The organism is Borrelia crocidurae, assembly GCF_000825665.2.
In the GTDB taxonomy this organism is placed as follows: domain Bacteria; phylum Spirochaetota; class Spirochaetia; order Borreliales; family Borreliaceae; genus Borrelia; species Borrelia duttonii.
The window spans coordinates 14,830-29,300 of the sequence record NZ_LN609267.1 but is presented as its reverse complement, the minus strand read 5'-3'; the positions used below and the strand labels follow the sequence as shown (position 1 = coordinate 29,300).

The 14,471-nt window shown below is 27.4% G+C and carries 17 protein-coding genes; 12 read left to right on the top strand and 5 right to left on the bottom strand.

Features of this window, described 5'->3' with window-relative positions; all coding sequences use genetic code 11:
* On the top strand, positions 1-295 hold a 295-nt coding region (locus BN1173_RS00170), incomplete at its 5' end, for a S26 family signal peptidase (protein WP_040235719.1).
* Complete coding sequence (locus BN1173_RS00165) at positions 285-716, top strand: DUF188 domain-containing protein (RefSeq protein WP_040235717.1); 432 nt, start codon at positions 285-287, stop codon at positions 714-716. The genes BN1173_RS00170 and BN1173_RS00165, both read left to right, overlap by 11 nt.
* Here BN1173_RS00165 and BN1173_RS00160 read toward each other — a convergent pair.
* Positions 702-1,547 (bottom strand): hypothetical protein, encoded by an 846-nt coding sequence (locus tag BN1173_RS00160; protein WP_246040010.1) that lies wholly within the window; start codon positions 1,545-1,547, stop codon positions 702-704. The two genes, BN1173_RS00165 and BN1173_RS00160, sit on opposite strands and share 15 nt — an antisense overlap.
* 195 nt (positions 1,548-1,742) lie before the next feature.
* Positions 1,743-2,378 (bottom strand): BB0027 family outer member beta-barrel protein, encoded by a 636-nt coding sequence (locus tag BN1173_RS00155; RefSeq protein WP_014695939.1) that lies wholly within the window; start codon positions 2,376-2,378, stop codon positions 1,743-1,745.
* Positions 2,379-2,542: 164 nt separating this feature from the next.
* Here BN1173_RS00155 and BN1173_RS00150 point away from each other — a divergent pair, with 164 nt between their 5' ends.
* From BN1173_RS00150 to BN1173_RS00115, 8 genes are all read left to right on the top strand, one after another.
* A complete protein-coding gene (locus tag BN1173_RS00150) occupies positions 2,543-3,448 on the top strand; it encodes a bifunctional 5,10-methylenetetrahydrofolate dehydrogenase/5,10-methenyltetrahydrofolate cyclohydrolase (RefSeq protein ID WP_040235715.1) in 906 nt (301 codons plus the stop codon).
* Positions 3,449-4,180, top strand: coding sequence for a YebC/PmpR family DNA-binding transcriptional regulator (locus BN1173_RS00145; protein WP_012537800.1), 732 nt, complete (start codon positions 3,449-3,451; stop codon positions 4,178-4,180).
* An 82-nt stretch (positions 4,181-4,262) separates the two neighbouring features.
* A complete protein-coding gene (gene ruvA / locus BN1173_RS00140; RefSeq protein ID WP_014695937.1) occupies positions 4,263-4,853 on the top strand; it encodes a Holliday junction branch migration protein RuvA in 591 nt (196 codons plus the stop codon).
* Between the two features lie 52 nt (positions 4,854-4,905).
* Positions 4,906-5,928 carry a Holliday junction branch migration DNA helicase RuvB gene (ruvB, locus tag BN1173_RS00135; RefSeq protein WP_040235713.1) on the top strand — a complete coding sequence of 341 codons (1,023 nt, stop codon included), beginning with the start codon at positions 4,906-4,908 and terminating at the stop codon, positions 5,926-5,928.
* A 1-nt stretch (position 5,929) separates the two neighbouring features.
* Positions 5,930-6,970, top strand: a complete 1,041-nt coding sequence (gene queA, locus BN1173_RS00130) for a tRNA preQ1(34) S-adenosylmethionine ribosyltransferase-isomerase QueA (protein ID WP_040235712.1) — start codon at positions 5,930-5,932, stop codon at positions 6,968-6,970.
* 69 nt (positions 6,971-7,039) lie between these two features.
* A complete protein-coding gene (locus tag BN1173_RS00125) occupies positions 7,040-8,704 on the top strand; it encodes a diphosphate--fructose-6-phosphate 1-phosphotransferase (RefSeq protein WP_040235710.1) in 1,665 nt (554 codons plus the stop codon).
* 7 nt (positions 8,705-8,711) lie between these two features.
* Positions 8,712-9,218, top strand: coding sequence for a hypothetical protein (locus BN1173_RS00120; RefSeq protein ID WP_040235709.1), 507 nt, complete (start codon positions 8,712-8,714; stop codon positions 9,216-9,218).
* Positions 9,219-10,199: an RluA family pseudouridine synthase gene (locus BN1173_RS00115; RefSeq protein ID WP_040235707.1), complete on the top strand. Its 981-nt coding sequence runs from the start codon at positions 9,219-9,221 to the stop codon at positions 10,197-10,199. It abuts the gene before it with no gap.
* Here the strand turns inward: BN1173_RS00115 and BN1173_RS00110 are convergent.
* Entirely contained in the window at positions 10,196-11,161 is a 966-nt protein-coding gene (locus BN1173_RS00110) for a YitT family protein (protein ID WP_014695931.1), read from the bottom strand. The two genes, BN1173_RS00115 and BN1173_RS00110, sit on opposite strands and share 4 nt — an antisense overlap.
* 128 nt (positions 11,162-11,289) lie before the next feature.
* On the opposite strand from BN1173_RS00110, the gene BN1173_RS00105 reads away from it, so the two are divergent.
* Complete coding sequence (locus BN1173_RS00105) at positions 11,290-11,679, top strand: rhodanese-like domain-containing protein (protein ID WP_025400470.1); 390 nt, start codon at positions 11,290-11,292, stop codon at positions 11,677-11,679.
* Complete coding sequence (gene udk, locus BN1173_RS00100; RefSeq protein ID WP_012537791.1) at positions 11,672-12,292, top strand: uridine kinase; 621 nt, start codon at positions 11,672-11,674, stop codon at positions 12,290-12,292. Before BN1173_RS00105 ends, udk begins: the two co-directional genes overlap by 8 nt.
* Here udk and priA read toward each other — a convergent pair.
* Together priA and BN1173_RS00090 are read right to left on the bottom strand one after the other, a co-directional pair.
* Positions 12,289-14,265 carry a replication restart helicase PriA gene (gene priA, locus BN1173_RS00095; RefSeq protein WP_040235701.1) on the bottom strand — a complete coding sequence of 659 codons (1,977 nt, stop codon included), beginning with the start codon at positions 14,263-14,265 and terminating at the stop codon, positions 12,289-12,291. The genes udk and priA overlap by 4 nt on opposite strands.
* A partial coding sequence (locus tag BN1173_RS00090) for a hypothetical protein (protein WP_040235700.1) occupies positions 14,258-14,471 on the bottom strand: 214 nt, incomplete at its 5' end. The genes priA and BN1173_RS00090, both read right to left, overlap by 8 nt.

Genomic DNA, 14,471 nt, shown 5'->3' with positions numbered 1-14,471 from the left:
AATAGTTGCTACTTGGGGAGATTTAGTATACGTTAAGGGTTTTGATGTTTTAGTATATAGACAAGTTAATAATTCTTATTATTTGAATGGTAATTTGATGATAGGTTATAAATTAAATGATTTCTTTGGTTTTGATGAAGTAATTAAATGTTATTCTTTAAAGAAAAATGAATTTTTTCTTTTAAATGAAAATTTAGAAATACTAAATGATTCTAGGGTATTTGGTCCTGTGGGACAGTCTGATATTTTATCTTTTTTATTGCTAAAAATAATGGGTTATAAGGTTGTTAAATAAAATTTTTGTTGATGCTGATTCTTGTAATTTGGAAATAATAAAATTTTTGCAAAATTTTGTGTTAAGTAGAAATGTAGAACTTATTTTGGTTGCAAATAGGAAGCTAAAATTAAGGATATTCAAAAATACTTTTGTTAAAGTTGTAAGTGATGTTGATTCTTTTATTTTGGAATTAGTTGATAAAAATAGTATGGTGATTACTAGAGATATATTATTTGTTAAAAGTTTATTAGATTGTCAAATTAAAGTTATGAATGATGAGGGTCAAATTTTCGATAGAAACAATATAAGTTATTTGCACTTTAGAGCTAAATTAAATTTTAACTTAGATATTAAAATTAGAAAATCTTTTTATAAGGAAACTAATAAAAGTAAATATTCAAATTTTACAATGAATTTTCATCGTTTATTCTTTAATTAACTTTTTATTTTCGATTTTCCATAGTCCTTTTCCTTGTGTTAATATATAAATTATTTCTTTTGATATAGGTATGATATCATTAAGTCTGGTTTTACTTAATTGCGAGCCATTGTAAGAACCTGACAATACAGATTGTGAGGGTGGTTGTAAGATAAAAGTATCCTTATCTTTAATAAGTTCTACAAATCCATTACTACTTCCAATCAGTATTATGTCATGGAATTCTCTTGCAAAGTATGCAATAAATTCTCCTATGTTATCACGATTGAATATTGGAAATTTATAATTGTCTTTATTTGAATATATTTCAAATTTATTGTCTGTTGAGTCAGTATTTCTTCCAGTAAATACTAAAGTTTCTTGCGAACCGCGAATATTTGTATCTATTATTGCCATTATTTCATTTGTTGTATTAACTTTTGTAACTTCGCTACTATTTAATTTCCAAATTTTAGCAAATCTTCCTGTAATTGATTTATTGTTATTTGAAATTTGATAAAACTTGTCATTATGAGTTGCAGAATTGGGAGTTTGATTATTTCCATTTGTATCTAGAATAATTTGTTTGCCATTGTTTTCTATTGCCAGGATATAAGCTGCGGTAATTTCGCTTATACTTATAGATTTTAGAAATTTAATTGGAGTTACATTTTTTTGGAATAAAAGTTTCCAATTATTATTTTCAAAAGAATATAGTTCTAATTGTCCATTTTTATTTTGTACTAACAAATATGTTGTTCCTGACACATTGACGAGATCGATCACAAATTCATAAGAATTGCTAAAATTTACTCTTGTTATATTTCCGTTTTCCTTTTTAAATAGATGCATGGCTGCAATATAAAGAGTATTGTTTATTAATGAAATACCACTTGGACTTGAGCTATCTAAAATATTATTGTTACTACAAATTTTTTGTAATTTTTTAGTAGCTGAAAAAAATTATTGCAGTCCAATATTACTTGGTTTAAAAATGTTAATATTATTATAATTAATTTTTTTAAGTTTTTTTTATTCATAATTTACCTATAATTTGTTCATATTTACTATTATTGAGAGTGATATTAGTAAAAAATGGGCAGTTTTAGCTGAATTTCCAAATTCAAACATTGCCCACCATGAAGTTGTAACTCCTAAAGCCCATTTGTAATTAAAATTCCAGAAAATTCCAGAACCAATAGATATTACAGGCATTGTATCGAATGTTCTTAAATTTGAAATACTATCACTTTTGTCTCCATAATAATTTAAAGTAAGTCCTATGTTTGAAAATATGGGTATTTGAAAAAGTTCACCTATGTCAAATACGTAAGTTGTTAGGAATGTAATAGGTACTATGGTAAGTGTTTTGCCTATTACAGAATCAGGGTTTAATAAATTAAATGAGTGATTGATGTCAAAATTAAATATATATCTAAGTTCGGCTCCTATAGCCAGGTTGTTTAATATGTGGTATTTATATTTTGCTGCTCCAAGGCCACCGGGATACAAGTTTGAAGAAAAAATGTTTGATAGATCATTGTAAAATAGGGGAATTCCTAGACTTAAATCTACTTCTATAATGGAGTTCCCATTTCTGTCGATTGAATATGCTTCTAGCTTTTTTGTATTTATGTGTAACAATAATACTAAAATAAACCCCGTTAAAAAAATTTTTTTCATTATTCTCCATATTTTCAAAATTCTTTCTTTTAAAAGTTATTATATTGAAAAATAGTTTTTATTACAATTAATTTTTATATGCATTTATTCATGTTTATACTTAAAGTACAAATATAGTATAATGGATAATGCTTCAAACTAGATTGGTGGAGGGGAGGGCTTATGTGAGCAGTGTTTTTGATGGTAAAATTTTTGCAAATCGATATTATTTGTTGTTAAAAGAGTTCTTGATCTATCATAATTTAGTAAATAAAGTTTCTCTTAAAGTAATTTTAGCAAATAATAGTCCTGCAAGTGAACTTTATGTTTCTGTTAAGGAGAGAGTATCTAAAGAAATTGGTATTAACTTTAATGTTATTAGGTTGGGTGAGAATTCGCATCAAGATGACATTTTGCGTTTAATTGAGATTGAAAATACAAATGATTATACTGATGGGATTATTGTTCAGTTGCCACTTGCTAATAAAATAGATGTGAATATGATTTTAAATAGCATATTAACTATAAAGGATGTAGATGGACTTTCTGTTGTGAATTTGGGTAAATTAGTTTTGGGAGATAAGAGAGGGTTTATTCCTTGTACGGCTCTTGCTGTATTGAAAATTTTATTTGATTATAAAATAAAAATTTCTGGCAAAACTGTTGTTGTTATTGGTAGAAGCTTGCTTGTTGGAAGAGCCATTTCTATTTTGCTATCTTGTAAGCCTTATAATGCAACTGTTATTGTTTGTCATAGTAAAACTGTCAATTTAGATTTTTATGTAAAACAAGCAGATGTTATTATTTCTGCTGTTGGAAAACCTAAATTAATAGATGGTAGTATGATAGTTGGACATCCTTATGTTATTGATATTGGTATTTCTAGAGTAGATGTTAATAATAGTAGTGTTCTTGTAGGTGATGTTGATTTTGAGGCAGTAAAGGATCGTGTTAGGTTCATTACTCCTGTAATAGGGGGAGTTGGGCCTGTTACAGTTCTTATGTTGATGTTTAATACAATTAAAGCCTATTTAATTAGGCGTAATAAGTTTGATCTTTTAGAAAAATTGATGAAATTGGTGGAGGTTTGAATGTCTGGTCACAGTAAATGGTCAACTATAAAGAGAAAGAAAGGTACTCTTGATGCTAAGAGAAATAAGATTTTTACTAAGTTAATTCGTGAAATAAGTATTGCTGCTAGAATGGGAGGAGGGGATATTGATTCTAATCCTCGCTTGAGACTTGCTGTTAATAAAGCTAGAGTTGCTAATATGCCTAAGGATAATATTGAAAAGGCAATAAAAAAGGGCATTGGTGATAATATGGGATCTGAATATTTTGAACTTACTTATGAAGCCTATGCTCTTTATGGTGTGGCTTTAATAATTAAATGTTTGACGGATAATAAGAATAGGACAGCAAGTGAAGTGAGAAGTGTTCTCTCAAAAAGTGGGGGTTCTCTTGGAGCTCCAGGTTCTGTGTCTTATATGTTTCATAAAAAGGGATTGATTTCTTATAATTTAGATAAATATCATGAGGATGAAATAATAGAGCTTGCATTGGAAGCAGGTGCAGAAGATATTTATAGTGAAGGTTCTCAAGTAGAAGTAATAACGAGTGCTGATAATTTTGAATCCGTTTCATCTATTTTGCGAACTAAGTTTGAAGAGGATATTGCAGAGGTTGCACTTGTTCCTGAGAGTAAAGTTGCTTTAGATAAAGAACAAATGGATAAAGTACTTGCTATTATTGAAAAATTGGAAGATTGTGATGATGTACAAGAAGTTTATCATAATTTAGAAATTGTTGATGATATTTGTTAGTATAGTGTTAAAGTTTTTTTATTTTGCTTTTATTTTTATAAATAAGATAAGCTTGAATTTTTATGAATTATAATTTAGTTCTATGATTAATAAAATTTATGGTAAGATTGTAGATAAAAAAGAATCTAGTATTATCATTTTAGCTTTTCCGTTTGAATTTGAGATTTTAGTTAGTTCTTTTTGTAAAATGGAATTGAGGTTGTTAGAAGATGTTGAAATATTAACCTATTTTCATTTTAGAGATGATGATGTTAAGCTTTTTGGATTTTTAAATATATCAGAACGGGAAGTTTTTGAAGATTTAATTGGTGTTGATGGAATAGGGCCAAAAGCGGCTTTGAAAATATTATCTGGAATTAAATATGATGCATTTCGGCTTGCTATTGAAAAAGAAGATATTAATCTTATTTCTAAGGTTAAAGGTATTGGAAATAAAATAGCGGGGAAAATATTTTTAAAACTTAGAGGTAAACTTGTAAAGGGTGATGAATCAAGTTCGTATGTGTTGAAATTTAAAGAGCTTGAACAATCAATTGTGAATATGGGTTTTGATAGAAAATTGGTTGTAGTTGCGTTTAGAGAAATTATGCTTAGTGATAAATTTTTAATTTTAAAAGAAGCCGATCAAGAACAATTTTTATTTACAGAGACTTTAAAAAGACTTTCAGTTTAGATTTTATTTTAGAGGTATATGATTAATTTTGAGTAAAAAGGGTGAAATTTAAGTGGATTTGGGCTTTTTAAATTCTGAAAAAAATTTTCTTTATGACAATAATGAAGATGATCTTAGACCAGAATTTCTTAAAGATTTTTCAGGGCAATCTCATATTAAAGATAATTTAGATATTTTCATAAAAGCATCTAGAGACAGGAATGAGGCGCTTGATCATGTGTTTTTAAGTGGTCCTCCGGGACTTGGAAAGACTACTTTGGCTAGTATTATTGCCCTTGAAATGAATACTACGATTAAAATAACTTCAGCACCAGCTTTTGAGAAACCAAAAGATATTGTTGGAATTTTAATGACCCTTAATGATAAGAGTGTTTTATTTATTGATGAAATACATAGACTTAAACCTGCAATAGAGGAAATGCTTTATATTGCAATGGAAGATTATAAGATAGATTGTATAGTTGGACAAGGTGCTGTTGCAAGGACTGTAAGAATGTCAATTCCTAAGTTTACTTTAATTGGGGCTACTACAAAGCCAGGAAAAGTAGCGTCACCTTTGTATGCAAGATTTGGAATTGTATTTAGATTTGATCTTTATAATGAGAATGAGCTTTCAAAAATTATAAAAAGAAGTGCTTTTATTTTAAATGTTAAATTGAATGATAAAGCTGCCTTGCTTCTTGCAAAAAGTTCAAGAGGAACTCCTCGTATGGCAAATAAACTTTTAAGGAGAATGAGAGATTTTGCTCAGGTTGGTGGTTATGATTTAATTACAGAAGATGTTGTAACTGCTGGACTTGAGATGTTGAAAATTGATCATGAGGGACTTGATGAACAAGATAGGAATATTTTGAAAAATTTGATATTAAAATTTAGAGGTGGTCCTGTTGGAATTGAAACCTTAGCAATTGCTGTTGGAGAGACAGTAGATTCTCTTGAAGATTTTTATGAACCTTATCTTGTTTTAAGGGGTTTCATTGAGAGAACTAATAGAGGACGCAGAGCTACTGATTTTGCGTATTTACATTTAAATTTAAACAAGAATAATCAAACCATTTTTGATATTAGTAGGTAGTATGGAGACTAAGGAATTTTATTTTGATTTACCACATCACTTAATAGCACAGTATCCAAGTGAAAGAAGAGGTTTGGCAAAATTAATGGTTTTGGATTCTATTTGTCAAAAAATTTATCATACCGATTCAGTAAATGATATTTTAAAGTATATTGGCAGCAATACTTTTTTAGTATTTAATGATTCAAGAGTAAGGAAATCTAGGATATATGCTAAGACAGATTATGATGGTAATGTTGAGTTTTTAATTTTAAATAGATTGACAGGAGATACATTTACGTCTTTAATTTCTAAGGCTAAAAGACAAAAAGTTGGTAAAGTGTATAGATTTCCTCAAGATTTGTCAGCCCAGATAATTTCAAAATTAGATAATGAATTTACGATTAAATTTAATAGATATGTGGATGAATCTTATTTTGAACAGTATGGGTTTATTCCTTTGCCCCCTTATATTAAAAGAGATTATGATAAAGAGGATGAAGATCGTTATCAGACTATTTATTCAAAATATATTGGTTCATCAGCATCAGCTACAGCAGGTTTACATTTTAGTGAAGAATTATTTTCTAAATTTGTTCAGAATGATATTGAATATGATTTTATTACACTTCATGTTGGACTTGGGACTTTTCTTCCCGTTAGGACCAAAACAATAGAAAAACACAAAATGCATTTTGAAAGTTTTTCAATAAGAGATTCTGTAGCTTGTAGGCTTGAGAGGGCTAAGTCTTTAGGTAAAAAAATTTTAGCTGTTGGGACTACTACTCTTAGGGCATTGGAATCTGCTTATGATAAACAAAAGGGGAGGTTTACTAGAGGTGAACAGAAAACCAATCTTTTTATTTATCCAGGTAAAAATTATAAATTTAAATCTGTTGATATGCTTTTTACAAATTTTCATACACCAGAATCGACACTTTTAATGTTAGTCTCTTCTTTTGGTGGTAAAGATTTCGTATTTAATGCTTATAGAGAAGCTGTGACAATGAATTACAGATTTTTTTCTTATGGTGATGCTACTTTATTTTTAAGTCATATATAGATATTAATGATTAATTATTTTAGTATTTACTTAGTAATAATTTAGATACATCTTGAAAGGAGAAGATATATGATTTCAATTTTGCAAAAGGAAAGATATAAGTATGTTCCAAGGTTGCCAAAAATTTTAACAAATGATTTTCAAAACATTAGTGTAGTTTTTGGTGACAAGACAGATGCTCTTGGAAATAAAGATGAGTTAAGAGAAGTTTTTGAAAATACTTATGGACTTCCGGTTGTTAATTTTATTCAAGGTTCTTCGAATGTAGATTTTACAAAAATTTTAAATGTGGGAATAATTCTTTCAGGTGGGCCTGCTCCTGGAGGACATAATGTTGTTGCTGGTATTTTTGATGCAATAAAAAAATCTAATTCAAATTCAAAAATTTTTGGTTTTAAAGGTGGTCCTGCAGGTTTGTTAGATGATAAAAAAATTGAAATTACACAAGATTTAATAGATGCTTATAAAAACACAGGTGGTTTTGATATTGTATCTTCTGGTCGCACTAAAATAGAAACCTATGTTCAATATGAGCAAGTTTTGTCAGTAGTTCTTAAAAATAATCTTAATGCTCTTATTATTATTGGTGGCGATGATTCAAATACTAATGCCGCTTTATTAGCAGAGTTTTTTAAGAAAAAACATCATGATATTCAAGTTATTGGTGTCCCTAAAACAATTGATGCTGATTTGAGGAATGAGCATATTCAAATTTCATTTGGATTTGATTCTGCTACTAAAACGTATTCTGAAATGGTAGGTAATTTGTGTCGTGATGCTATGTCTGCTGGAAAATATTGGCATTTTATAAAGATAATGGGAAGAAGTGCGTCTCATGTTGCTCTTGAGTGTGCTTTAAAGACGCATCCTAATATTTGTATTATATCTGAAGAAGTTTTGGCAAAAAATAAAACTTTATCAGAAATTGTTGAAGATATAGCGTTTGTTGTTATAAAGCGTTCATTGAAAGGGTATAATTTTGGTGTTATTATAATTCCTGAAGGCGTTATTGAATTTATTCCTGAAGTTAAATCTTTGATGATTGAATTGTGTAGTATCTTTGATAGTAATGAAGAGGAATTTAAGGGATTAGATGTTGAGGATATAAGAAAAGTTTTTATCTCTAAGCTTAGTGAGTATATGAAAAAAGTTTATGTGTCTTTGCCATTATTTATTCAAATTGAACTTGTAAATTCTGTTTTAGAGAGAGATCCTCATGGTAATTTTCATGTGTCTCGAGTGCCTACTGAGAAGTTATTTATGGAAATGGTTAGTGTTCGATTAGAAGAGTTAAGAAATCTTGGTGAATATAGTGGTAAATTTTCTCCAATTGATCATTTTTTTGGTTATGAGGGTAGAAGTGTTACTCCTTCAAATTTTGATAGTGATTATTGTTATAGTTTGGGTTATAATGCTGCATTGCTTGTTTTAAATGGTTTTACAGGCTATATGTCTACTATTAAAAATTTAAATAAAAATTCTACTGAATGGATTGCAGGTGGGGTGCCTATAACAATGATGATGAATATGGAGGAGAGATATGGTGTTTTAAAACCTGTTATTAAAAAAGCTCTTGTTGATTTAAATGGAGCACCTTTTAATGAATTTGTGAAGCATCGTGAACAATGGGCAATCAATAATTTATATGTTTTCCCAGGGCCTATTCAATATTTTGGTGCATCTGAACTTGTTGATGAGATAACTTTAACATTGAAGTTAGAATTGGAAACATGAATTATTAATGATGATTATATTTTTGCTTTTTATTTGCAATATTTTTATCCTTTATTCAAATTCTTTAGGTTATACTAAATTAGATTTTGAATATTTAAATTTAAGTCAAAAATTTTCGCTGGAGAATGAAATTTATTTCAGCGAAAATAATACTAATTTTGGTAATGAAATTTTTGATAAGTTTCAATTTAACGATGATTTTTTTTATAAAGATATTCAGGAAAATAAGGATTTAAATATAGAAAAAACTATTAATTCTAATTGGGGTAAAAAAGTTTTTAGGTTTTCAGCAATAAGTATTGGTGCTTTTCCTATAGCTTTGTTTTTAGGTTTGTATTGTTTTGATTTATCTTATTATTTTAATAGCAATGGTGCAAAAAGTTTTCCATATCCTTTTGCGACTAATTTTAAACTTTCTAAAGATGAAAATTTTAAAAAATTTGTAGTTTCTACGTCAGTTGGACTTGCAATATCATTAATTATTGCTTTGATTGATAGCTTGATTTATTCTTAGATGGTAAAACTTAAAAAAGAGTTTATTGTAAAGCATAATTCTCAAAGATTAGATATTTATTTATCAGAACATTTGTGTCTTTTTAATAGAAGTCAGATTAAAAAGAGGGAATTAAAAGCATTTAAATTTAATGATGGTTATTTTAGTGCAATTAAATTATCTAAGCCCGTTTTTATAAATGATAGAATATTAATAGAATTTAATGAAAGTATTGATTTAGGAGAATATTTGGTACCCTTGAATTTGTCCATTAATATTCTTTATGAGGACATAAATGTCATTGTTATAGAAAAACCTCAAGGGATTTTAAGTCATCCTGGTATATCAAATTTAGAGAATACTGTTGTGAATTTTTTATTACATCATATATCGAATTTAAGATATAAGTTTCAGGAAAATAAAATTAGACCTGGAATTGTGCATAGGTTGGATAAAGAGACTTCTGGTGTAATGATTTGTGCTAAAAATCTTGAAACTTTAAATTTCTTATTTGAGCAGTTTAAGAATAGATCTGTTAAAAAGGTTTATATTGCGATTGTTAAAGGTAATTTTAAAGTTGATAGTGGAATTATTGATACTTTTATAGATAGAGATAGATATGATAGAAAAAAGTTTACTGTGCATAAAAATAGTGGAAAGAGAGCATTAACCGAATATAAAGTATTAATGAGTATGAAAAATTATTCATTGGTAGTTCTTCAACCTAAAACAGGGCGTACTCATCAATTAAGAGTTCATATGAAATATTTAAATCATCCAATATTAGGCGATGATATTTATTCTAGGCTAGATCAAGAATTTAAAGAAATATCTTTGATGCTTCATTCTTTTAAGCTTGAAATTAATATTAAAGAAGGTTTTTTAAAGAAGTTTATTTCAGTATTGCCCAAAAGATTCATTGATTTTTTATCGAATTTTTATGATGATGCAACATTGAGTTTACTTGTTAAAGATTTGAATGTTGTTTTAGATAAGTTTTAACTTGCAATGTCATTTTTATTTGTATTTGTTTCGATAATTTTTTTCCCACCAGTTATTTCATTTGTGTTAATGACTGTAATAAAACAGTTGGGATCAATTTTTTGAGAAATATATTTGATTCTAGACATACGCATTGTTGGAACTACTATAAAAACTATGGTTTTGTCATTGCCAGCCCAAGCACCTTTACCTTCAAGTAGTGTAGCTGCTACTTTTAATTTATTGGTAAGCAAGTAGGATATCTCTTTTCCTTTATCTGAGATGATGAGAATTGCTTTTTGATTGCCAAATCCTGTACTTGTTTTGTCTGTCATTATAGCTGTTACAAATGAAGCTATGAGGGTATAAAGAGCAATTTCGATATTAAAAAATGTTGCTGCAATTAACAATACTGCAAGATTAAATAGAAAGTTTGTAGTTCCAATACTAATTGAATATTTTTCTTTAATTATCATAGAAATTATATCCGTACCGCCCGATGAACCTTTTGCTTTAAATATTAAGCCAAGTCCAAGACCTGATATTAAACCTGCTAAAATTGACACAAGTATCATGTCATTTAGTTGCATTTTATATTGTAAAAATTGTGAATAATTGACTATTAAAGAATATAAAGCCATTGCAATCCAGCTTTGAATTACAAAAGTTATATTTAAAAATTTTATTCCAATAATAAATAATGGAATATTTAACATAAAGATTGTAAGCCCTAGATTGAAATCTAAAAGATAGTGTAACATCAATGAAATTCCCGCAATTCCACCACTTAAGAGTCCATGTGGTATGTATAAAATGTTTGTGGATATTGCCATTAAGAGTGAGCCCATTATTATTTGTAAAGTGCTAATTAATATTAGCTTAGGATCTTTAAAGACATTTTTAAGTTGCTTTCTTAATATTTTTAATATAATAAATTTAAATTTTTGCTTTATTCTAGTCCATTTGTTCTTTTTTTTCTTCATTTTTTATTACTTTACTCTTTAGTATAAAATTATTGATTCATCTGAATTTTATACTAATTTTACTAAAAAACAATTCACTTTTATTGCAATTGTTTCTTTTTTTTTGATATTATTGTTTTATAAAAGATATGATTGTTAGTTATTTAAAGCTTATATGTTTAATAGTTTTTCTCTTTTTTTATATTTGGTTTTTTATTATTTTAAAAATGAAGAGAACAAACATAGCCTTATTAGAAAAAATTAAAAATGGTGCAAAAATATTAGATATTAGATCTCCTAAGGAATATACTAAGTCTCATTATACAAGGGCTATTAATATTCCTTTTAAAAATTTATTTGCAAAAAAAGATAAATTGGGTAATTTGGATACTCAAATAATAATTTATGGTAAAAGTTTTAGCAAGTCTTTTGAAGCTGAGAAGCTTTTAAAAGGGTTAGGGTTTAAAAATGTATTTGTAGCAGGGACATTAAAAAATATGCCTAAATTGCCCGGCTCTAAAGAAGAGATTAATGGTTAAGATTATCGGAATATCTGGTGGATCTGGAAGTGGTAAAACTACAATTGTTAATAAAATTAGTGAAGTTATTTCTGAATTCGTTCTTATATCTCAGGACAATTATTATAAAAGTGTTGGGGATTATGAGTATGAATTTTTAGATGTTAATTTTGATCATCCCGATGCTTTTGATAATAATTTATTTTATAAGCAATTGAAAAAATTAAAAGAAAATCAATCGATTAATATGCCACTTTATGATTTTATTAACCATAAAAGAAGAGATGAAACTATTAAGATAGTGCCTACTCCTATTATTATTGTTGAAGGTATTATGATTTTTGTTGAGGAACGTGTACGTAATTTAATAGATTTGAAGATATATATCGATACTCCTAATGATATTAGATTTATTAGAAGGCTTGAACGAGATATGTCTAAGAGAGGGCGTACATTAGAGTCTGTTATTGAGCAATATTTACGTACAACCAGAGCAGGATATTACAGGTTTATTGAACCTACTAAGGAATATGCTGATTTAATTATTCCTGAAGGAGGACACAATGATAAAGCTCTTTATGTTCTTTCATCTTTTTTAAAGACACTTGTAAAGGATAGTTCAAAATTTTTTTAAAGTAGTGAAAGAGGATAATAATCTATTTCAATATATGTGTCTTTTGTATTTTTTATTCTTTCTTTTGTATTGCGTATTAACTTTTCAAGTGGATTAAATGTTTTTGATAAATATAAAATGTTATATCTGTAATATTTGGATATTTTTGATATGGGGGCCTTTGATGGGCCAATATATTCTATATCGTCATTTAAGAATTCTTTAGATATGTCGAAAAATTCTGAACATTTATGTTTGGCAGCTTCTTGTTTTTGACTTCTAACTACTATTCTGATTATTTTTTTAAAGGGAGGATAATTTAATTCTTTTCGAATTTTTATTTCTTCTTGATAAAATTCTTCGTATTTACCTTCATATGCATATTTTATGGCATAATAATTTGGATTTTTTGTTTGAATAATAATTGTATTATCACTTTTAAATCTTGCGGCTCGTCCTAAGACTTGTGAAATTATTGCAAAGATTTTTTCACTACTTCTAAAATCAGGAAAATCTATTCCAATATCTGCATTAATAATCCCTAATGTTTTAATTTGTTTAAAATTAAAACCTTTGGCAATAATTTGCGTTCCAATTAAGATATCTAATTGTTCATTTTCAAATGCATTTATTGATTGAGAAATTTCTTTTTGATTAATATTAGAGTCTATTCTTGCTATTCGTGCATTTGGCAAAAATTTTTTTAGTTCTTTTTCTACAAATTGAATACCATATGTTTTATACATAATATCTTTTGAGTTACACTTGGGACAAGTGTTTATTGTATTTGTTTTATGATTACAGTAATGACAAATGAGTTTATTTTCATTTTGATGATAAGTTAGATTAACAGAACAGTTAGGACAACAAATTATGTGTTCACAAATTTTACATTCAAGTGTTTTTGAGTATCCTCTTTTATTAATAAAGATTAATGCTTGCCTTTTTTCAAGTATACTTTTTTGTATACTGTAAAGTAATTCTGAAGATATTATTTGAGGTTCTTTTTTCATATCAATTATTTTAAGTTCTTTTAATGTTTTTGTTGAAAATTTATTTTTTAAGATCATCTTTTTAATTTGATTATTCTCCATTGCAAGATATGCCTCAAGTGATGGAGTTGCACTTCCCATTATAAATTTGGCATTGAAAGTGTTTTGTAAAAAAAATCCTATATGTCTTGAATGAAATCGTGGGGTGTTTTCAGATTTATATGTGTGTTCATGTTCTTCATCCATGATTATTAATCCTAAATTTGTAAATGGTAGCATTAATGCGCTCTTAATTCCAAGTATGATTAAACTTTCTCCATTTTTGACCTTGTTCCATATAGCAATTTTATTTGAATTGGATACTTTAGAGTTATATTCATAAATATTGTTTGTGCTTAAGCTTGATTTAAGTCTTTGAATTATTTGATAACCCAATGAAATTTCAGGAATGAGAAAAATTATTTGTTTTTTTTGTTCTAAATAGTTTTCGCATAATTTAATAAATATTTCTGTTTTTCCAGAACCCGGAACACCAAATAAATAAAATGTATTTTGGATACTTGATTCAATAATGTCTTTATAAATTTTATTTTGTTCTTCATTTAATTGAATAGATACTTTGGATTTTGGACTTTCACTTTTATTGTTTTTTATTTTTTTATTTGAAGTTGAAATTTTAGGTAATCCACAAAATAAAGTTTCTCCAAATCCAGAAAATGTTTTTTGACTAATCCAATATGCAAGATTCATATTATGTTCTGTGATTATTGGATGATCGTCAATGACCTTTAATATATCTTTTATTGAAAATGTAAAATCTTCTTTTAGTTCTTCTTTGTAATAGCTTTTAATTATTATTCCAATTGTTTCTTTTCCATGAAAATTTGTTATTACTCTTGTTCCTGTTTTTAATGTTAGTTTGTACTTATAAAGAAAGAGTCTATTGATAGGTATATTGAATGCAATGTCATAGTAGAAATTTTGTTCCAGGTTATCATCCATATTTTACTATGCCTTTTATCATTTTTAGATCTTGCCAGATTTCTTTTTTGAGTTCTGGATTGCTTATTTGACTTGTAGGAAGATGCGTAAATACTATTGGAATTTTTTTAAATTTTAATTCAAATCCTCTAACAATTTGAATTCTTAAGTTTTGATTTAAAAATAATTCTACTTCTTCGCAAGCAAGAATTGCTTTGGGTTGTTGA